Source organism: Mycobacterium sp. E735 (assembly GCF_001666955.1).
GTDB lineage: Bacteria > Actinomycetota > Actinomycetes > Mycobacteriales > Mycobacteriaceae > Mycobacterium.
Window position 1 is genome coordinate 1 of sequence record NZ_LZIX01000147.1, and the last position, 19,360, is coordinate 19,360.

General features: G+C 65.8%; 20 protein-coding genes. 15 read left to right on the top strand and 5 right to left on the bottom strand.

What is annotated here, in order from left to right; genetic code table 11:
- Nucleotides 1-27 precede the first annotated feature (27 nt).
- Nucleotides 28-468, top strand: coding sequence for an acyl-CoA dehydrogenase family protein (locus A5704_RS27635; protein ID WP_231969002.1), 441 nt, complete (start codon nt 28-30; stop codon nt 466-468).
- On the opposite strand, the gene A5704_RS11715 is transcribed toward A5704_RS27635, so the two are convergent.
- Nucleotides 428-1,624, bottom strand: coding sequence for an amidohydrolase family protein (locus A5704_RS11715; RefSeq protein ID WP_067761268.1), 1,197 nt, complete (start codon nt 1,622-1,624; stop codon nt 428-430). The two genes, A5704_RS27635 and A5704_RS11715, sit on opposite strands and share 41 nt — an antisense overlap.
- A 246-nt stretch (nt 1,625-1,870) precedes the next feature.
- On the opposite strand from A5704_RS11715, the gene A5704_RS11720 reads away from it, so the two are divergent.
- A complete protein-coding gene (locus A5704_RS11720; protein WP_067761265.1) occupies nt 1,871-2,986 on the top strand; it encodes an acyl-CoA dehydrogenase family protein in 1,116 nt (371 codons plus the stop codon).
- Complete coding sequence (locus A5704_RS11725) at nt 2,983-3,885, top strand: TIGR03619 family F420-dependent LLM class oxidoreductase (RefSeq protein ID WP_067761262.1); 903 nt, start codon at nt 2,983-2,985, stop codon at nt 3,883-3,885. The genes A5704_RS11720 and A5704_RS11725 overlap by 4 nt, the downstream gene beginning before the upstream one ends.
- Before the next feature lie 7 nt (nt 3,886-3,892).
- On the opposite strand, the gene A5704_RS11730 is transcribed toward A5704_RS11725, so the two are convergent.
- The gene (locus tag A5704_RS11730) at nt 3,893-4,330 is read right to left on the bottom strand and encodes a nuclear transport factor 2 family protein (protein WP_082954836.1); all 438 of its coding nucleotides are present in this window, start codon (nt 4,328-4,330) and stop codon (nt 3,893-3,895) included.
- A gap of 49 nt (nt 4,331-4,379) precedes the next feature.
- On the opposite strand from A5704_RS11730, the gene A5704_RS11735 reads away from it, so the two are divergent.
- The 3 genes from A5704_RS11735 (at nt 4,380) to A5704_RS11745 (ending at nt 6,779) form a co-directional block, all read left to right on the top strand.
- Nucleotides 4,380-5,009 (top strand): cysteine hydrolase, encoded by a 630-nt coding sequence (locus A5704_RS11735; protein WP_067761259.1) that lies wholly within the window; start codon nt 4,380-4,382, stop codon nt 5,007-5,009.
- 103 nt (nt 5,010-5,112) lie between these two features.
- Nucleotides 5,113-6,306, top strand: coding sequence for an amidohydrolase family protein (locus A5704_RS11740; protein ID WP_067761256.1), 1,194 nt, complete (start codon nt 5,113-5,115; stop codon nt 6,304-6,306).
- The gene (locus A5704_RS11745; protein ID WP_067785667.1) at nt 6,303-6,779 is read left to right on the top strand and encodes a MaoC family dehydratase; all 477 of its coding nucleotides are present in this window, start codon (nt 6,303-6,305) and stop codon (nt 6,777-6,779) included. The genes A5704_RS11740 and A5704_RS11745 overlap by 4 nt, the downstream gene beginning before the upstream one ends.
- Nucleotides 6,780-6,822: 43 nt before the next feature.
- Here A5704_RS11745 and A5704_RS11750 read toward each other — a convergent pair whose 3' ends face one another.
- On the bottom strand, nt 6,823-9,219 hold the full coding sequence (locus A5704_RS11750; protein ID WP_067785664.1) for a CaiB/BaiF CoA-transferase family protein: 2,397 nt from the start codon (nt 9,217-9,219) through the stop codon (nt 6,823-6,825).
- Nucleotides 9,216-10,676 (bottom strand): aldehyde dehydrogenase family protein, encoded by a 1,461-nt coding sequence (locus tag A5704_RS11755; RefSeq protein WP_067889135.1) that lies wholly within the window; start codon nt 10,674-10,676, stop codon nt 9,216-9,218. Before A5704_RS11755 ends, A5704_RS11750 begins: the two co-directional genes overlap by 4 nt.
- A gap of 260 nt (nt 10,677-10,936) precedes the next feature.
- Here A5704_RS11755 and A5704_RS11760 point away from each other — a divergent pair, with 260 nt between their 5' ends.
- From A5704_RS11760 to A5704_RS11795, 8 genes are read left to right on the top strand one after another with little or no spacing between them, the layout of a single operon-like run.
- Nucleotides 10,937-12,112 (top strand): cytochrome P450, encoded by a 1,176-nt coding sequence (locus A5704_RS11760; RefSeq protein ID WP_067747650.1) that lies wholly within the window; start codon nt 10,937-10,939, stop codon nt 12,110-12,112.
- Nucleotides 12,112-13,299 carry an acyl-CoA dehydrogenase family protein gene (locus A5704_RS11765; RefSeq protein ID WP_067747648.1) on the top strand — a complete coding sequence of 396 codons (1,188 nt, stop codon included), beginning with the start codon at nt 12,112-12,114 and terminating at the stop codon, nt 13,297-13,299. Before A5704_RS11760 ends, A5704_RS11765 begins: the two co-directional genes overlap by 1 nt.
- A gap of 16 nt (nt 13,300-13,315) precedes the next feature.
- Nucleotides 13,316-13,864 carry a MaoC family dehydratase N-terminal domain-containing protein gene (locus A5704_RS11770; protein ID WP_067747646.1) on the top strand — a complete coding sequence of 183 codons (549 nt, stop codon included), beginning with the start codon at nt 13,316-13,318 and terminating at the stop codon, nt 13,862-13,864.
- Nucleotides 13,864-14,277 (top strand): Zn-ribbon domain-containing OB-fold protein, encoded by a 414-nt coding sequence (locus tag A5704_RS11775; protein ID WP_067747644.1) that lies wholly within the window; start codon nt 13,864-13,866, stop codon nt 14,275-14,277. Before A5704_RS11770 ends, A5704_RS11775 begins: the two co-directional genes overlap by 1 nt.
- 20 nt (nt 14,278-14,297) lie before the next feature.
- Nucleotides 14,298-15,407, top strand: coding sequence for an acyl-CoA dehydrogenase family protein (locus A5704_RS11780; RefSeq protein ID WP_067785661.1), 1,110 nt, complete (start codon nt 14,298-14,300; stop codon nt 15,405-15,407).
- Nucleotides 15,404-15,856 (top strand): MaoC family dehydratase, encoded by a 453-nt coding sequence (locus A5704_RS11785; protein ID WP_067747641.1) that lies wholly within the window; start codon nt 15,404-15,406, stop codon nt 15,854-15,856. The genes A5704_RS11780 and A5704_RS11785 overlap by 4 nt, the downstream gene beginning before the upstream one ends.
- The gene (locus A5704_RS11790) at nt 15,853-17,022 is read left to right on the top strand and encodes a lipid-transfer protein (protein ID WP_067747638.1); all 1,170 of its coding nucleotides are present in this window, start codon (nt 15,853-15,855) and stop codon (nt 17,020-17,022) included. Before A5704_RS11785 ends, A5704_RS11790 begins: the two co-directional genes overlap by 4 nt.
- Before the next feature lie 21 nt (nt 17,023-17,043).
- Nucleotides 17,044-17,670 (top strand): TetR/AcrR family transcriptional regulator, encoded by a 627-nt coding sequence (locus A5704_RS11795; RefSeq protein ID WP_067785658.1) that lies wholly within the window; start codon nt 17,044-17,046, stop codon nt 17,668-17,670.
- 18 nt (nt 17,671-17,688) lie between these two features.
- On the opposite strand, the gene A5704_RS11800 is transcribed toward A5704_RS11795, so the two are convergent.
- Nucleotides 17,689-18,594 carry a helix-turn-helix domain-containing protein gene (locus A5704_RS11800; protein WP_067785655.1) on the bottom strand — a complete coding sequence of 302 codons (906 nt, stop codon included), beginning with the start codon at nt 18,592-18,594 and terminating at the stop codon, nt 17,689-17,691.
- Nucleotides 18,595-18,689: 95 nt separating this feature from the next.
- Here A5704_RS11800 and A5704_RS11805 point away from each other — a divergent pair.
- Nucleotides 18,690-19,360, top strand: a 671-nt coding sequence (locus tag A5704_RS11805; RefSeq protein WP_156737064.1) for an alcohol dehydrogenase catalytic domain-containing protein, incomplete at its 3' end; no start/stop codon positions are given.

Genomic DNA, 19,360 nt, shown 5'->3' on the forward strand with positions numbered 1-19,360 from the left:
GACTGGACCGGCCTGCTCGTGGATGAGGTGCTGGGGGGCACCGGGTGGCGTCCGGTCGAGGCCTGCGTCGTGGCGGAGGAGCTTGGTCGAGCGCAGGACGGGTCGGCGTGGTTGGGAACCACGATCGGTGCCGCGGCGCTCGCCTCCGCGCCCGGGTACCCCAGGCAACAGTTGCTGCCCGGCCTGCTCGCCGGGACCGCGACGGCCGGCGTCGCGATCGTCGGCGAGCCCGCACGGATCATCCGCCACGACGCAGGCCTCGACCGGACGCCACCCGGTGCCCCCCAGCACCTCATCCACGAGCAGGCCGGTCCAGTCCATTTCGGCAAGGTCCTTGACCGATCCCCGCTCGCCGCGTTCGGACAGGAACTCCCGCGCCGACGCTCTCAACAGGTCGAGGTCGACGTCCTCGTCCGCCATCGCGCCGTTAGCTGCGGGCGAGCAGCTGGTCGGCGTTGTCGCGCATGATCCGTCGCTTGGTGGCGTCGTCGAGCGGGTCGAGCAACTTGGCGAACTCGGCCGGCACGGCCAGCCCTTCGGCGTGCGGGTAATCCGAGCCCATGACCAGGCAGTCGTCGTATCCCAGGCTCGCGACGATCGCCGGGATGTCGTCCTCGGGGTACGGCACGACCCGAACATGACGGCGGAAGATCGCCGACGGTCGCTCCGTGAGCTTCCCGCCGATCCATGGTCCGTTGCGGCCCATGCCGCGGCTCTTGTCCATGTGCCGGACGAAGAACGGCACCCATTCCGCGCCGTGCTCGGCGACGAGGACATTCAGACCCGGAAAGCGGCCGAAGAGATTGTCGAAGATGAGGGCTGACAACGTCTCCTCGATCGGCCGCTGCCCGTAGATGTTCATCCACTGCCACGCGGACATGTGCCAGGAGGCCGGGTCGGGGTCCTGGCCCCACGCGGGCGAAATCGCATTGAAGTACCAGAACGGCATGATGTGGAACACCAGGACGCAGCCGGCCTCCTGCAGGCGCGCGTAAATGGGATCGAAGTACGGGTCGCCCGGTGACCGGCCGTAGGCCGGCCCCGTCGGCAGCAGCACGAACTTCGCTCCCTGCGCGATGATCGCCTCGGTCTCCGCGATCGCGGAATCCAAGTCGCGCAACGACATCAGCGCCGTCGCATAGATCCTGTCGTCGTAGTTGAAGCCCCACTCTTCGTCGAACCATCGGTTGAACGAGCGCAGATTCGCATACAGTGCCGCAGTGTCGTCGACGTAGTGTTCCGCCGCCAGCGCCATACCGCTGGGATAGATGACCATCCGCTCGATGTTCTGGTCCGCCATGACGGCCAGCCGGGCGGCACGCTCGACGAATTCCGGTTGCATGGGTTGCGGCTCGTAAGACTCCTCGGGGTTGCCCGATCCCATTTGCCTGAGCATCTCCTTGAGCGAGCCTGGCCGGTAGGCGACATCCAGGCCCAAACCGCCCTCGCTGTTGAAGGTCGCGACGCGATGGCCGGCCAGGATCACCTCGACGCCGTCGGCCCCGCGTACGGTGGTGATCGCCCGGTCTCGGAACTTTTCGGGCAGATAGCGGGTGAACGCATCCCGCGTCTCGTAGCAGTGCGTATCGCAGTCGAAGATGCCGTAATCGAGTTTCGTGGTCACCGCGTCGGTCTCCTTTAGTGAGAATGTAAATTCTCTATTTCCAGAAAACATACTATCCTGGTGCGGCAATGGCCATCCCGGGCTGGATGCCCGAAGGGCTCGAGCAGCGGGCGGCGCCGGCTCGGCCGCAATCGCACCGAGGAGACATGAGACCTTCACAACCGCTGGGAGACAAGAGGATCGGGCCCGCAGCGATTGGCTTGTGGATGGCCGATCCCGCGACACGGCCGAGCCGGGAGGCTGCGCGTGCCGACCGGTGAGCTCGACGAGCTCCGCGCGGTCGTTCGGGACTACCTGACGGCCACATCACCCAGCGAGACCGTGCGCAAGTTGATGGCGACGGAAACCGGCTACGACGAGGCATCGTGGCGCCAGATGGCCGGCGAGTTGGGGCTGCACGGCATCGGGGTTCCCGAGCGGTGGGGCGGGGCGGGTGCGGGCATGGCCGAACTGGCGGTGGTCTTTGAGGAAATGGGGCGCACGTTGCTGTGCTCCCCCTTCTTCGCCACCGTGGCCATGGCGACCCAGGCCATTCTCGCCAGCGGCGATGATGCCGCGGCCGAAGAGTTCATCCCCGGCTTCGTTGACGGCTCTGCCACCGCAACGCTGATCCTCAACGGCCGCCTTGGCGCCTGGGACCCCGGTGCAGTGACGTTGCGTGCCGACCGCAGCGGCGGCGCCTACCGGGTCCACGGTGAGGCGCCGCTCGTGATCGACGGTCACACCGCGGACGTCATCCTCGCCGCGGCCAATACCGAAGCCGGCATCTCGTTGCTGGCGATTCGGGCCGGGTCAGAGGGGGTCCGCCGGACCCCGCTGGCAGGACTCGACCGCACCCGAAAATTCGCCCGGCTGGAGTTCGGCGGTGTCCGGGCGGCGCTGATCGGCACGGAGGGGGCCGCGGCCGACTTCCTGGCACACACTTCGGACCTCGCCATCGTGGCGCTGACTGCCGAACAGGTGGGCGCCGCGCGGCGCTGCCTCGACATGGCCGTCGACTACGCCAAGCAACGGATCCAGTTCGGTCGGCCCATCGGCAGTTTCCAGGCGATCAAGCATCGGTGCGCGGACATGTTGGTTCAGGTTGAGGGTGCGCTTTCCGCCGTGTCGCATGCGGCCGAAGTGGCCCACACCGATGAGCTGCCGACCGCCGCGTCGGTCGCGAAAATGGTGTGTTCCGAGGCCTTCCTCCACGTCGCGCTCGACAACATGCGCATCCACGGCGGTATCGGCTTCACCTGGGAACACGACGCCCACCTTTTCGCCCGCCGCGCCAAGGCCACCCAGTTGATCTTCGGCGACCCGGACTACCACGCCCAACGACTGGCCACACTTGTCTCCGCGACGAAAGGACCCACGTGACCGTTTCTTTCTCTCTCGAACTGCCCACCCAGCGAGTCGAGGCGGTGGACGAGTTCGTCACCGCCGACGCCATTGCCGACATCGCGCGAGCGGCCGAGGCGAGCAAATTCGCGGCGGTCCATGTCACCGACCACCCCGCACCGGACTCCAAGTGGCTCGACCACGGCGGGCACCACGCCCTCGATCCGTTCGTCGCGTTGGCCTTCGCCGCCGCCGCAACGACCCACGTCAAGCTGCTGACCAATGTCTACATCGCCGCCTACCGCAACCCGTTCCTCGGCGCCAAATCGATTCAAAGCCTCGCGGTGTTGTCCGGGGGCCGGCTGATCCTGGGCACCGCGGCGGGATACCTGAAGCCCGAATTCAAGGCCCTGGGAGTCGATTTCGACAACCGCGGTGCCCTGCTCGATGAGGCCCTCGATGTGCTGGACAAGGTGCTCGGCGGCGGCGACCTCGCGTACGAGGGGACGTCGTTCGCCGCCCGCGGCGTCCGGTTGCGGCCGCTGCCCGCGAGTCCGCCCCCGGTCTGGGTCGGCGGCAACAGCAAGGCGGCGGTTCGCCGGGCGGTGTCACGCGCTCAGGGGTGGGCGCCGTTCAATACGTTCGGCTACGCGGCGGCCTCGCGCACAGCGGAAATCTCGACGATCGATGACCTGGCGCTCGCCATCGACTGGGCCAAGCAGTACGCGGCCGAGATCGGCCGCACCGCACCGCTGGAGATCTGTTTCTCGGCGGGAAACCTGTTGGACGACGGTAAGTCGGCCGACGAACGTCACGCGACGATCGCGCGGCTCGAGTCCGCCGGGGTCACCTGGCTCACCATCGCGCCGGCAGGTGCCGACCGGACCGAAGTCATCGACCGTGCCCGCGCCTTCGCCGACGAGTTCATCGCCGGGTGACGCGACGTCACGCCATCAGACTGCCGGCGGCGAATGCGTCCACGCTGATCCGGCGATGGGCGAACAGCCACCGACCGTCGACGGGTGTCAGTACGTCGCGGTAGCGGCCCCAGTGGTCGAGCCCGATGTCGGTGTGGACGGCGAAATAACTGCTGACCTCGACCCTGTCGCGGGCCACCGACCCGAACCTGATGCTGGTGACGTGGTGGCGGACATGAGTCGGCGCCCGCCGCCCCGATTGCCCAGGCTTTGTCACAGCGGCGCCCAGGCCCGCCTCGATCGCCGAGGGTCCCGTCAGCGGCCCGTCCCCCCCGGTGAATTCCAGCACGCCCTCGTCGCCGAAGCATGCGGCCAGCGCGCGAAGATCGAATCGGTCTGTGTTCGCGGTGTAGTCGGCCAACGTCTGTCGCACCGACTCCCGAACCTCGAGCTCCCACGCCTCCACCTGACCTCCTCGTTAATGACCGTTCCAGCACACGATAACGTTTATTCTCATGCCGCAACCAAGCCTTGAGGACCTGCTCGATCCGGTGACAACCGCGCTGGTGACCCAAGAGTGTCAGGGCGGGGTGATCGGGCCGCAGGCCGGCCTTCCGCTGCTCGCCGAGGAGGCCCGGCGAGAAGCCATTCCCAACATTGCCAGGCTGCTCGATGCGGCCAGGGCGGCCGGCGTGACGGTCGTGCACTGCCTGATACAGCGGCGCGCCGACGGTCGCGGTTCGAACACGAACGCCCGGTTGTTCGCGGCGGGGAAATCCTTCAGCGTCGACCTGACGCCCGGTAGCGCGGGCGCCTCGGTGCTCCCGGAATTGGGTCCACGCGACTCCGACCTTGTGCTCACCCGCACCCACGGTGTCGGCCCGATGTGCGGCACCGACCTGGACTCGATGCTGCGCAACCTGGGAATCAAAACCATTGTCGGAGTTGGCGTGTCGGTGAATATCGCGATCACCAACTTCGTCATGGATGCGGTCAACCGTGGCTATCAGTTCGTCCTACCGCGGGACGCGGTCAGTGGGTACCCGCGCGAGTATGCCGATTCGATCATCGACAACACGCTGTCCCTGCTCGCCACCGTGACCCCGTCGAGCGCGGTCATCGACGTGTGGAATGCAGCGGTGTGACCTGTCGCCGGCGCCCCAGATGTGGATGTTGCCGGGCGATGGTGATAACGTCGTTCTCAAATAGCGTAAATGATCATATTCGCTGCTCAGGAGGAAGAGTCACATGTCGTCCCGATCACTGCCGTATCCGGTTTTCGACATCGACAACCACATGTACGAGACGACGGACGCGCTCACGAAATACCTGCCCAAGGAGCACCGCGGGAAGGTCGGTTACGTCGAGGTCAGCGGCAGGCCCAAACTGGTTGTCAAGGACCGCATCAGCCACATGATCCCCAACCCGACGTTCGCGCGGGTTGCCAGGCCGGGCAGCGCCGAGGACTACTTCCTCGGCAACAACCCCGAGGGCCTCAACTTTCGCGAGTTCATCGGCGAGGCAATGGATGTCATCCCCGCCTACCAGGCGCCCGCCCCGCGGTTGGAGCTGATGGATGAACTGGGGCTCGACCAGTGTGTGATGTACCCGACCCTCGCCAGCCTCATCGAGGAGCGCACCACCGACGACGTCGTCCTCACCCACGCGATCATCCACGCGCTCAACGAGTGGATGCACGAGCATTGGACGTTCAACTACCACGATCGGATCTTCGCCACACCCGTCATCTGCCTGCCGATCGTGGACGAAGCCATCAGGGAACTGCACTGGTGCTTGGAGCGCGGTATGAAGACATTCCTGGTTCGGCCCGCGCCGGTGCCCAGTCGCTTCGGCGGCTCGCGATCCATGGGGCTGCCCGAGTTCGACCCGTTCTGGGAGGAGGTCGTCAACGCCGGCATGCCGGTCACCATGCACGCCTCGGACAGCGGCTACCAAAAACACCTCATGGAATGGGAGGGCGGCGACGAGTACCTGTCCTTCGCACCGAGCGCCCTGCGCGAGGTCGTGATGGGGCACCGGGCCATCGAGGACACCCTGGCCGCCATGATCTGCCACGGCGCGCTCTCGCGCTTCCCGGATCTGAAGATCTTCTGCGTGGAGAACGGCAGCGGCTGGGTGCGCAACCTGCTCGAGCAGCTCAACACGGCGTACAAGATCATGCCGAAGGAGTTCGACGAGCACCCGGTCGAGGTGTTCAAGCGCAACATCTACATCCACCCGTTCCTAGAGGACGACGTCAAGGGCATCGTCGACATCATGGGCGAGGACCACGTCATGTTCGGCTCCGACTTCCCGCACCCCGAGGGTATCGGCGACCCGCTGAGCTTCGTCGACCGGCTGGACGGCATCCCGGACTCGGCCAAGGCGAAGATCATGGGCGGCAACGCGATCGAGCACTTGAAGGTCAAGGTCGCGGCGTGACCCAGGCGCCCGCTGGCCCCACGGTTTACGAGGGGATCGCGGACTTCGAGGCTCACGTCGGCGAGCACCTTGGGTACAGCGATTGGCATCGGGTCACGCAGAAGGAGATCGATCTCTTCGCCGAGGCAACCGGTGACCATCAGTGGATCCACGTCGACCGGGAGAGGGCGGCCAGCGGTCGGTATGGCAGGACCATCGCACACGGCTATCTAACCTTGTCGCTGGTACCCATCCTGGTGCAACAGATCTATAAGGTGACCGGGCTGGCGATGCAGGTGAACTACGGCTCCGACAAGCTTCGGTTCCCCGCGCCGGTGCCGGTCGACTCGCGCATCCGGGCGGGGGCCGAGCTGTTGAAGGTGGAGCGCAACGACAAGGGGGGACGGGCCACGGTGCGCGTCACGGTCGAAGTCGAGGGCAACGACCGACCGGCGTGCGTCGTCGACACGATCGCGGCGATGGTCGACGCCTGACCACACGACACACGCCCGCCGGGGCTGACGGCGGCGGGTATCGCTACGCGTTGAGAATGCGTTGGCCGATGACGCGTTGCTCCTGCAACGCGTCGATGTCCGCATCGGACAGTCCAAGCGCCCCAAGCACCTCGGCGTTGTGCTGACCCAGCGTCGGTGCGGCGGTCCGGTGGTGGTGTGCGGGGCCCGGCGAAATCTGAAATGGCCAGCCCGGAAACCTCTGTCGGCCAGTGATCGGGTGGGCCAAATCCTGATAGAAACCGCGCGCATCGAGCTGTTCGACGTCATACATCTCGTCGGCTGCAAGTAGACGCTCGGCTGGGACGCGTTGTCGGACAAGCGTTGCCACCAGCTCACCGGCGGGTCGCCTGCTCGTCCAACTCGCGAGCACCTCGTCGAATTCGTCGTGGTGTTGCCGGCGAGCTTCCGCAGTCGCGAATCTCGGGTCGTCGCGCAGCTCGTCACGATCGATGGCGGCCAGCAGCGCGACCCAGTCGGCGTCGTCGCGCACGGAGATCGCGATCCACTCGTCGGTGCGGGCCGTCGGATAAACGCCTTGGGCGTATTCGCGGTGCCGATTTCCCTCCCGCGGCCGCACCGTGCCCGTCAGTGAGTACTCGATCACCGGTTCGGCGGTCACCGCAGCGCCAACCTCGATTTGCGCGACCTCGATGAGCTGGCCCTCACCGGTCGACCGCCGATGCTCGAGCGCGGCCAGCAACGCCACACCCGCATGTACGCCGGCGATGGGATCGGCGGGGCCCTGCAGGTTGCACGGCGGGCCATCCGGGTAACCGGTTATCGCCGACATCCCGGACACCTGTTCGATGTTCAGCGCCCAGCCCACGTAGTCGCGCCACGGCCCCTGTAGACCGAATCCGGGCATTCGCACCATGATCACGCCGGGATTGATCTTCGCGAGGGACTCATAGTCGAGCCCGAATTGCTCGACCACGCGCGGCGAGAAGTTCTCCACCACCACGTCGGCCTCGGCGGCCAGCCGCAGGGCCAACTCGCGGCCGGCGGCGGAGTTGAGGTCCAGGGTGATATCGCGCTTGTTGAGGTTCGTTCCCTGCCAAAGTGGCCCCCGTTCGTACCAGTCTTCCCCTTCGCGGAGTAACGAGCCGGAGTAGCGGTGGCCGTCGGGGCGTTGGATGGATTCGACCTTGACCACGTCCGCCCCGAACGCGCCGAGGTAGCACGTCAGGTAGGCACCCGCCCAGAAGGTGCTCAGGTCGAAGACCTTCAAACCGTCGAACGGCAGGGCGACATTGCGGACGCCGTCCTCCCGGCGGGGTGCTTGCCGCTCGCCCCAAGCGGCCTGCGTGGCACTTCGGAGGGCGGGAGCAGGCAGCGATGGCGCGCTCGGCGTCTTCGAAAACCGAAACGGCGCACCAGGTCTGGTGAACCCGCCGGATTCAGTCGGGGCCTTGACGAAGAACCCCCGCTCGGCGTACTGCGGACAGGCGAGAATGGTGTCGCCGTCGGTGACCGGCGCGGCGGGTATCCGCATGGCCTGACTCAGCTCGACCAGATCGGAGACGGTCATCGAATCGAGGAAGGGCTGTGCCTTGGCAAAAAACTCGCCGCGCTCTGGCCCACCCAGCATGACCGCGAGCTGATGCTCGCCGAATTCGGGCAACCCGACCATGGCGCACACGTCCAGCCAGTGCTGGCCGGTCAGGCAGTTGATGCCGATCCAGCCATCGGCGGCCCGAACGATCCCCAGCATCGGTGCGGCTTTGGAATTCGTCGGCAGACCAAGGCTTTTCAGGCGAGCCGCCATCAGCATCGGATACGGCAGCGTCGACAGCAACGACTCGAACATCGAGACGTCCACCTCGACGGGCCTGTTCGTTCCGTCCGCGGCGATTCGCAGTGCCGTCAGCGTCCCGAGGGCCGCATACGAGCCCGCGATGTACTCCGGGATCCGGGCGCCCGCCTGTACCGGAGCCCGACCGGGATCGCGCATGTTGACCCACCCCGCGGCCGCCTGCAGGGTCAACGGAGTCGTCACCCGGTCGCGAAGCGGTCCCTCCTGGCCGAAGCTCGAAATCCGGACGACTATGAGGCCGGGGTTGATCCGGCCAAGGGCGTCCAGGTCCAGGCCCCACTCCAGGCGGGCAGCCGAGCCCGCCGGCAGGTCCTCCACGAGCACATCCGCCGTCGCGATCAACTCGTGGACGGCGGCGAGGCCATCCTCCTGACCGAAATCGACTGTCGTTCCGCGTTTCCCCGCATTGAGATACCCGAACAGCCCGCATCGCTCGGGATCCGGAACGTTCGCGGGGAACGGACCCCACCGGCGCAACGGGTCACCCGCCGGCGGCTCGATCTTGCATACGTCGGCGCCCAGGTCGACGAGCAGCTTTGTGCAATACGGCCCCGCGATCTCGGAGGCGAGCTCGACGACACGCAACCCCGTCAGCGGCCGGTTCACGCCGGTATCCCGATGGCCTTCGGCTCCATGTAGGCCCGCAGTCCCATCACACCGCCCTCCCGGCCGATCCCGCTCTGCTTGAAGCCGCCGAACGGTGCGTCCCCGGGGATGGTCCCGTTGATCGACACCTGCCCGGTCCGGATCCGGCGGGCGATGCCCACGGCACGGTCGACGTCACGTCCCCAAACCGCGCCACCTAGCCCGTAGGCCGAGTTGTTGGCGATCGCCACCGCGTCGTCGTCGTCGCGGTACCGCAACACCGTCAGGACGGGTCCGAACACCTCCTCCTGCGCGATGTAGGACTCCGCCGACGCATCGGTGAGTATCGTCGGCTCGAAATAGAAGCCCTTGTTCAGGTCTTTCGGACGGGCTCCCCCGGCCACCACGGTCGCACCGTCGGCCTCAGCGCGTTTGACGAAGCCCTCGACGCGGTCGAGGTGCTCGCGGCTGATCAGCGGTCCCATGGTGACCGCCGGATCGACGGGATCGCCGATCACGACCGCGCGGGCCAGCGCGGCGAGCCGGTCCACCACTTCGTCGTGGATCGCGTCCGGCAGCAGCAGCCTGCTGTTGAGGATGCAGGCCTGCCCGGCATGCATCGTGCAGCCCTCGAACAGCAGACGCTCCATGAATTCGTCGGTGATGTCGACGTCGGGAAGCAGGATCGTCGCCGACTTTCCGCCGCATTCCAGCAGAACTCGTTTCATGGTCGTCGCCGCGCCCGCCATCACGTCGCGGCCCACAACCGAGCTGCCGGTGAAACTGACCATGTCGACCCTGGGGTCCAAGGTCAGGCTTCTGCTGGCCTCGAGGCTGTTCGGCGTGACCACATTGACCACACCCGAGGGGATGTCGGTGTCCTCGTGGACGACCCGGGCGAGGGCGAGCCCGGCAAGGGGCGTCAGCGGGGACGGTTTGAGCACGAGCGTATTTCCGGCCGCGAGCGCCGCTCCCAATTTCATGACATTGAGGGTGTGCGGGAAGTTCCACGGCGTCATCGCCGCCACCACACCGAGCGGTTCGTAGCGCAACAGCGTGGTGCCCGCGGCACCCCACGCGTCCAAGGGCGCCTCGGCGGGTTCGACTGCCAGTTCGGCGGCGTGTCCCATCATGAAGACCGGTCCGTCGACGTGAATCAGCCGCTCGTTTGCGGTACAACCCCATTCGGCCTGCGCGAGGTCGTAGATCTCCTCTCCCCTGGCCAGCAACGCGTCGCTGAGCTGTTGCAGGCACCGCGCACGCTCGGCGGGATCGGCCGCCGGCCACGGACCCGTATCGAAGGCCGTTCTCGCGGCGCCGATCGCCTGCGCAACTTGGTCAACGCTGGCGTCGGGCGCCGTTCCGATCACCGCTTCGGTCGCGGGGTTCGTGACGTCGTAGCGCCCGCTGTCCGGGTCGGTCCACCGCCCGTCGATGTAGTGCCCCTCAGCCTCGAGGAGGGAACGAGACCCAGCCATCATCCGCCTGCCTTCCCTGACTGCTTGCTCGCGGCGCGTTGCGGGCGGCGCCTTACGAGAACATACATACTTTGGCAGTGTGTACACAACCCGCTGCAGCGCCCTGACCGGCAATTAACGTAATTTCCGGTCATATACGCCGTGATTGACAGATGGCCCGGGCCTACTGTAGACACCATGGAAACGGACATTCTTCTCAAATCTGTCCGAAGCAAGCTCGGTGTCGAGGAAGGCATGCGGTGCCCACAACTACTGTCCCATTGCATTCACCCGACTTCTACGCCGGCGATCCGTACCCGGTCTACCGAGAGCTTCGCAACACCACGCCTGTCGTGTGGAATGACGTCACCAAGTTCTGGGCGCTGTTGAAGTACGAGGACATTCGTTATGTCTCCGGCCACCCACTGACCTTCTCATCGACGAAGGGCATCTCGATACCGGATCCCGCCCAACCCGAACCCGTTCAGGAGGGCAACCTGATCTTCACCGATCCCCCACGCCACCGGCAGCTTCGCAAGCTCATCAACTCCGGCTTCACCCGCCGCCAGGTGCAGTTGCTCGAACCCAAGGTGCGCGAGATCGTGCGCGGCATAGTGGACAACATCGACCCGGCAAAGACACAGCAGTTCGCTGAGGACATCGCGTCACCCCTGCCGACGCGGTTGATCGCGGAGATGCTGGGGGCCCCGACCGAGGACTGGGAAAAGTTTCGGACGTGGTCTGACGCGGCGGTGGGCACCGCCGATCCGGACATCGAGATGGATCACCTCGTCGCGCTCGGTGAGCTCTACGAATATTTCACCAAGCTCATCGCGGCTCGCCGATCCGGTGAGGTCAGCGGGCAAAACGATCTGCTGAGCATTTTGGCGGCGGCCGAGGTCGACGGCGAGCAGCTCAGCGACGCGGACCTGCTGAATTTTTCGTTCCTGTTGTTGGTCGCCGGCAACGAAACCACCCGCAATCTGATCGCGTTGGGCACGCTGGCGTTGATCGACCATCCCGATCAGTTCGCGCTACTGCGGTCGAACCCGGCGGAATTGTTGCCCTGCGCGGTCGAGGAGATGTTGCGATTCACCAGCCCGGTCACCCACATGGCCCGCTGCGCCACCGAGGACGTCGAGATCCGCGGCCAGCAGATCAAGGCGGGCGACACGGTGGTCATGCTCTACGGCGCCGCCAACCGCGACGAAGAAATCTTCGGCCCTACCAGCGAAGACTTCGACATCACGCGTAACCCAAACCCCCACATCGCATTCGGTGCGGGTGAGCACGCCTGCCTTGGTGCCCAGCTGGCCCGGCTGGAGGCTCGAGTGTTCTTCGAGGTGCTCTTGGGAACGTATCCGTCGATCGAACTCACCGGCGACGTGACGCGACTGCGCGCCACCATGACGCCAGGCGTGAAGAGCATGCCGGTACGACTGGGAACGAGCGGCTGATGGACTTCGACTACACACCCGAACAGGAACAGCTTCGGAAGGACTACCGGACCCGCCTCGAAGCGGTGATGACGCCGGAGCGCAGAGCCGCCGTCGCCAACCTGACGGAGGGAGGCGCCGCGATCGCCGAATGCAGGCGCGCGCTCGGCGAGGCCGGTCTGCTCGGCGTCGCCTGGCCGGTTGAATTCGGGGGCGGCGGCCTGACCGCGCTGGAGCAGTACATCTTCTCGGAAGAGGCCCGCAGGGTCAACGCCCCGCTGCCGATGATCACGCTCAACACCGTGGGGCCCACGCTGATTCAGTACGGCACCGAGGAGCAGAAAGCCAAGTTTCTGCCCGCCATCCTCAAGGGCACCGTCGAATTTGCGATCGGCTACTCGGAGCCCGGGGCCGGCAGCGATCTCGCGTCGCTGCGCACCACGGCGGTGCGCGACGGCGACGAGTTCGTCATCAACGGCTCGAAAATGTTCACCAGCGGGGCCGAGTTCGCCGACTACATCTGGCTGGCCGCCCGTACCGACCCGAACGCGAAGAAACACAAGGGGATAACCCTTTTCATCGTGCCGACCGACTCGCCGGGGTTCTCCTGGAAGCCGTTACACACCATGCCGGGTGTGTCCACGTATTACACCTTCTACGATGACGTCCGGGTACCCGAGAGCGCCATCGTGCTCGGCGAGAACCAGGGCTGGACGTTGGTGACCAACCAGCTGAATCTGGAACGCGCCGCGCTCGGCAACCTCGGCGCCCTGGAACCGCTGTTCAACAAGACGCTGAAATGGGCGTCGACGACGCCGCTGGACGACGGCATGGTCATCGACAAGCCCTGGGTGCAGCAGGCGCTGGCCCGCGTGGAAGCGCAGGTCGCGGCCTACCGACTACTCAATCTGCGCGTGAACTCGACGATGAGCGCCGGCGCGCTCGGCATGGGCGAGGCTTCCGCGGCAAAGGTGTTCGGCACGGAGCTCACGCAGCAGGTTGCCCGCGAACTGCTCGAGGTTGTCGGCCAGGCCGGTACGCGCAAGGACGCGGCGGCTCCACTCAAGGGCGAATTGGAGAGCGCATATCGCATGGCGGTCATCAACACATTCGGCGGCGGGGCCAACGAGCTTCAACGCGACATCATCGCCATGGCAGGCCTGGGGATGCCGCGCGCGCCGCGCGACATGCGGGCCGGCGCATCCTAAGAGGAAGGTACGAGCCGTGACCGAAACAACGAAGGACCCGCTGCGCGAGCGCCTCGACGCGCTCATCGGTAGACCCATCAGTTCCGGACAGCCGGTCAAGGCGCCGGATCCCGTGAATGCGGCAATGATTCGGCATTGGGCGTACGCGCTCGACGATATGAACCCCGCCTATCTGGATCCGGAGTTTGCCTCCTCCTCTCGCTACGGTGGCCTCGTCTCGCCTCCGGTGATGCTGCAGTCGTGGACCATGGCGCCACCCAAGCTCGCAGGCATTCACGAGCGTGGCGGAGTCCCCGTCGAGCTCAAGGAGAATCCGCTGCAGTTCCTGACCGATGCGGGCTACACCGGCACGGTCGCCACCAACTCCGAGTTCGAGCTCGAGCGTTACCCACGGGTGGGCGACGAGATCACCGCCGAAACGGTTTTCGAGACGATCTCCGACGAGAAGAAGACGGCGATGGGCCACGGCTACTTCGTCACCTGGATCACCACCTATCGCGACCAGAACGGCGAGGTGATCGGCCGCCAGCGGTTCCGCACCCTGCGGTTCAAGACGGGAAACTGATGGCCACCAGACTCGCTCCGTCGATCAGTCCGGACACCGAATTCTTCTGGTCGGGCCTTCGGGACCACAAGCTGCTGATCCAGCGGTGCACGGACTGCAAGACCCTGCGGGTGCCCCCGCGCCCGATGTGCGGGAACTGCCAGTCCCTCAACTGGGATTCCGTCGAATCGACCGGCCGCGGAACGGTTTACAGCTTTGTCATGCCGCAATATCCTCCGCTGCCGTTCCTCCAATATCCCTACGTGGTCGCCCTGATCGAGCTCGACGAAGGAGTTCGCATCGTGTCGAACCTGTGCGAAATCGAGCCCGGCGCCATCGAGGTCGGGTTGCCCGTCGAGGTTTTCTACGAGAATTTCGAAGCCATCCCGAGCGGGGAAGAGCTGGTGCTGCACCAGTTCCGGCCCGCGCGCTGACAACGAGGCATCAAGCGAGCATGGACTTTACCTTCACCGAAGAACAAGAGACGGTCGGCAAGGTGGCCCGTCAACTCTTCGAGCACCGCGCCACCCCCGACGCTCTGACCGACCTGGAATCCGGCGGGGTTCGCCACGACGAAGCGATGTGGCGCGAACTCGCTTCGTCGGACCTGCTGGGCATCGCGCTGCCCGAGTCCGTCGGCGGCAGCGGACGCGGCTTCCTCGAGCTCGGCGTGCTACTCGCCGAGGTCGGCTGGAGCGTTGCGCCCGCGCCCGTCTACGCGACCCTCCTGCTCGGCGCGGATACCATTGCGCGACACGGTGACTCGGCTATCCACGAGCGATACCTCCCGGGAGTGGTGGACGGCAGCACGATCCTCACAGCCGCGCTCGCCGAACAGGGCAACTCCGACCCGACCGCGCCACGCACAACCGCGCGCGCCGACGGCGACGCCTGGACCCTCGACGGCAGCAAGGAGCTCGTACCGGCGGCGCAGCTTGCCGAAGCCATCGTGGTTTCGGCTCAAGCCGACGACGGCCCGGCCTTGTTCGTCGTCGATGCGGCGGCCGACGGCGTGACCGTGTCGCCGGTGGCGACCACCAACGGTGAGCCCTACGCGGACGTCGAACTGACTGGCGTCGTGGGGCATCGACTCAACGGGGGTGGCGCCGCGGACGCGGTCGGCTCGCTGTACACCAGGGCACTGGTCGGTTTGTGCGCGATGCAACTCGGCGTCGCCGAACGCGCGTTGAAGATCGCCGCTTCCTACACCGGCGAACGCGAGCAGTTCGGCAGACCCATCGGCTCGTTCCAGGCCGTGCAGCAACGGCTGGCCGATGCATTCATCGACGTCGAGGCGATCCGGTGGACCACCTGGCACGCCGCGTGGCTGATCGCCGAGGGTCGGCCCGCGACGCGCGAGGCCGCCATCGCCAAGTTCTGGGCGGCTGAAGCCGGAGCGCGGGTCGTGGCGTCGGCCCAGCAGGTCCACGGCGGCATTGGCATCGACGTCACTTACCCGCTCCACCGATATTTCCTGTGGGGCAAGCAGATCGAGCTCTCCCTGGGCGCGGCCCCCCTCCAGCTCGCCCGCCTGGGCGCGACCTACCCGGAAGGAAGCAGATGACCTCCACCGCCGATCGCACCACCACGCTGGCGTGGGACTCGATCAATGTGGGTGACGAAGTCGCCCCGCTGGATGTTCCGGTGACCACCACGCTGATCGTCGCCGGGGCCATCGCATCCCGTGATTACATGCCGGTTCACCACGACCGCGATTTCGCGAACTCCCAAGGATCGAAAGACATCTTCTTGAACATCCTCACGACCAATGGTCTCTGCGTGAAATTCCTGCACGACTGGGCGGGCCCGGAGGCGATGATCAGGAAACTGTCCATCCGCCTCGGCGTACCCGCATACCCGAATGATCCGCTCCGGTTCACTGGTTCGGTCACGGACAAGTCCCAGACCGACCGCGAAGGACTTGTCGAGGTCACCTTCAAAGGCACCAACAGCCTCGGTGACCACGTCTCCGGGACCGCGGTGCTCAGCCTGCTCCACGGTGTGGACTTATGAGCGACGGTATCGGCGGTAAAGCCGCGCTGGCCGGTATCGGACAGACCGAGTTTTCCAAGGAATCGGGCCGCACCGAGATGCAACTGGCGTGCGAGGCGGTGCTCGCCGCGATCCGCGACGCCGGGCTGACGCCCGCGGACATCGACGGCATGGTCACCTTCAGCGTGGACGACAACGAGGAGATCGAGGTCGCCCGCAACGTCGGCATCCGGGAACTGACGTTCTTCACCCGGGTTCCGCACGGCGGTGGCGCGGCGGCCGGCACCGTCATGCAGGCCGCCATGGCGGTCGCGACCGGAGCGGCAAAAGCGGTGGTGTGCTACCGAGCCTTCAACGAGCGCTCCGGCTTCCGCTTCGGCGGCGCCGGCCGCCAGCCGGGCGTGACACCGCTGTGGATGGCGCCCTACGCGCCGTTCGGCTTCATGACGCCGGCCGCCTGGGTGGCCTTGCACGCCCACCGTTACATGACGACGTACGGCGTCACCAACGCGGACTTCGGCAAGATCTCCGTCATCGACCGCAAGCACGCCGCGAGGAATCCCGATGCGTGGTTCTACGGGAAGCCCATCACCCTCGAGCAACACCAGCAATCACGATGGATCATCGAGCCGGTGTTGCGACTGCTCGACTGCTGTCAGGAAAGCGACGGCGGCGTTGCCATGGTGGTGACCAGCGTCGAGAGAGCACGAGACTTGGCCAAGCCGCCCGCCGTCATCACGGCCGCCGCCCAGGGCGCCGCCCATGACGGCGAGGTGATGACGAGTTACTACCGCGAGGACATCACCGGGCTGCCGGAGATGGGCGTCGTCGGCGACAAACTGTGGCGGGATTCCGGCCTTAAACCGCAAGATATTTCGACGGCGTTCCTCTACGACCACTTCACGCCCTTCGTCTTCACCCAACTCGAGGAACTCGGCTTCTGCGGCCGCGGCGAGGCCAAGGACTTCGTCTCGGTCGACGAGCTGTCACTCGGCGGCCGCATGCCGATCAACACCAACGGCGGCCTGCTGGGCGAGGCATACATCCACGGCATGAACGGCATCACCGAGGGCGTCCGTCAGGTGCGCGGCACGTCGCACAATCAGGTGGACAACGTCGAACACGTGCTGGTCACGTCGGGCACCGGCGTTCCCACCAGTGGCTTGATTCTCGCCCCCGATCACTGAGCACGCAGGCGAGGAAAGCCGATGACGCAGGCTACCGCGGTCGACACCCGAGCGGCGCTCATTTCGGCCGCGTTCGCCTGCTTCCGAACGCGCGGCTTGCGCAAGACGACGATCGTCGACATCGCACGCGCCGCCGACGTGTCCAGAAGCACGTTCTACGAATACTTCCGGGACAAGGAGACGATTGTCGAGGCTTGCGCGGAGGAGGCGTCACAAAGCTTCTATCGCAAGCTGGCAAAGGCGATTGACCGCGACGGCGGCAGCACCCTGGAGGAAAAGCTGGTCCGCGCAGCGGTTTTCGTTACCCAAGCCCGCCGGGTGGTGGAGCACGAGTCATATTTCGACGAAGAACAGGTCAACTTGATGTTGACCAAGAACGCGTCGACCCTAGTGCGGGAATGCGGTGAATTTCTCGCGCCATACATCTCCGCGGCGAGGCTGACCGGTGAGGTGCGCAACGACCTCGACGTTCGATCGGCGTCGGAGTGGTTTGCACGAATCCTGTTGTCTTTGTTCACAACCCCGTCACCCTATCTCGACGTGGATGACGACGCGGTGGCCGACTTCGTCCGAGCGTATGTCGTGCGGGGATTCGGCCATGAGCGAGGCAAACGAAGCAGCGCGTGGCTCCCGAGACCGCAAAGCTGACGGCAGGTCGATGTGCACCTAGGACTCCGCCTTGGCGCGTGCGCCGTCGAGAGACGGCACTGCGTGGCCTCCCATTCGGTCGATCTCGCGCAACAGAGGTTTCGCGGCAGCATGGATTTCGCTCATCGTCATGGCGCGTAGTGGGTGGAACCCAAGGATGAGTCGCACATGTCCCCTATCGTCAAGGACGGGCGCCGAGATGGTGGCAACCCGGAGCGCATCGCGTGCGCCGTCGCCGGATAGCAGGTTCGCCGATATGAATTCGATGCGCAATTGGTCGACGACGGAGCGCAAGTTGTGGGGCACTGTCTCGGTAGACAGCGTCTCGATCGCATGAGCCGCCTGCGCCAGCGCGGGAGTCATCCAATCGACGTCATAACCGCGGTCGCGCGTCTGAGCCAAAACTGCGCGAAGGCGCTCCGCCAGCGACGTGTCTCCGGCCGCGCCGCGCTGAATCCACGATTCCTGTTGGGTTGGGATATCCCATGCGGCGCAGGCGATCCCAAACGGCGGTGCATAGGGGATCCGCTCGAGGGAAGCGACCGGTGCGTTAGACCCGTCGGGACTTTCGAACGCGGTAATCACGAGTTCGTCTCCACTGCGCTCGACCACCGAGGCCGGCGCACCGGTTGCCTCAGTGAGACGGTGGATGGCTTCGCGAGCGACAGCCAGAAGTGGGCGCGCTGCTTCGAACCTCTCCGCGATGAGGGCAATAGTGGGACCAAGATCAAACTTCTTGGAAATGGGATCACGCGTCGCCCAACCGCGGTCACACAACGTCTTGAGTATGGAGTGCGCCGTGGCCTGAGAAAGGCCAAGTTCGCGAGCGACGTCGGAGAAGCGGTGCCCGCCATCCTCCGGCCTGCTGAGAAACTCAACGACATCGAGGACACGCTCGGCCGGTGCTGACGTGACTCCGCGCATCTTGACTCCTCTCGCGCCGCATTCTACGGTCGACTCAGTATTTAGATGAATTATTCTCTAATAGTAGAGAATACCGCATGAGGATGTGAGTGCCGGTGCGTGCCGTAGTGCTGCGAGGCGGGGAGCTTACGGTCCGCGAGACTGCCGATCCCGTTCCCGGGCAGGGCGATTTGCTGCTCAAGACCCTCAGCACCGCGATCTGTGCGTCCGACGTGCACTACATGGACCATCCGGAATTGGCGATCGACGATCCGACGGGTCGGTCGCTCTACGACCCCGACCGCGACGTTGTCCTGGGGCACGAGTTCGTGGGTGAAGTGATCGGCCACGGCCCTGGATGCGGCGAGGCCTTCCCGATCGGGGCCAGGGTGACGTCGATGCCGATCCGGTTGGTCGACGGCGGCGCTGGCGGTCTACGCATTATCGGACAGCACCCCGAGGCGCAGGGCAGTTTCGGAGAGTTGCTTGTGGTACCCGAGGCGACCGCAAGGGTGATAGAGGGCTCGGTGTCCAGCGATGCGGTCGCCGTGGTCGACGCCTTCGCGGTCGGCGAGTTTTATGTCCGCGCCTCGAATCTGCAGCCCGGCGAGATCCCGATCGTCGTCGGCGCGGGCGCCATCGGGCTGTCGGCGGTCGCTGCGCTCAGCGCGCGGGGGGTTGATCCGATCATCGTGTCCGACTTCAGCGCCGACCGCCGCGAACTGGCCCAGTCCGGGTTCGGCGCGCATGTTCTGGTCGATCCGGCCCAGCGGTCGGTGTTCGACGC

What these genes read in the sequence shown, in the direction of transcription:
- A5704_RS11735 (WP_067761259.1), top strand. Translation starts at nt 4,380, where the DNA reads ATGCCGCAACCAAGCCTTGAGGACCTGCTCGATCCGGTGACAACCGCG.
- A5704_RS11740 (WP_067761256.1), top strand. Translation starts at nt 5,113, where the DNA reads ATGTCGTCCCGATCACTGCCGTATCCGGTTTTCGACATCGACAACCAC.
- A5704_RS11755 (WP_067889135.1), bottom strand. Translation starts at nt 10,676, where the DNA reads ATGGCTGGGTCTCGTTCCCTCCTCGAGGCTGAGGGGCACTACATCGAC.
- A5704_RS11765 (WP_067747648.1), top strand. Translation starts at nt 12,112, where the DNA reads ATGGACTTCGACTACACACCCGAACAGGAACAGCTTCGGAAGGACTAC.
- A5704_RS11775 (WP_067747644.1), top strand. Translation starts at nt 13,864, where the DNA reads ATGGCCACCAGACTCGCTCCGTCGATCAGTCCGGACACCGAATTCTTC.
- A5704_RS11780 (WP_067785661.1), top strand. Translation starts at nt 14,298, where the DNA reads ATGGACTTTACCTTCACCGAAGAACAAGAGACGGTCGGCAAGGTGGCC.
- A5704_RS11785 (WP_067747641.1), top strand. Translation starts at nt 15,404, where the DNA reads ATGACCTCCACCGCCGATCGCACCACCACGCTGGCGTGGGACTCGATC.
- A5704_RS11790 (WP_067747638.1), top strand. Translation starts at nt 15,853, where the DNA reads ATGAGCGACGGTATCGGCGGTAAAGCCGCGCTGGCCGGTATCGGACAG.
- A5704_RS11795 (WP_067785658.1), top strand. Translation starts at nt 17,044, where the DNA reads ATGACGCAGGCTACCGCGGTCGACACCCGAGCGGCGCTCATTTCGGCC.
- A5704_RS11800 (WP_067785655.1), bottom strand. Translation starts at nt 18,594, where the DNA reads ATGCGCGGAGTCACGTCAGCACCGGCCGAGCGTGTCCTCGATGTCGTT.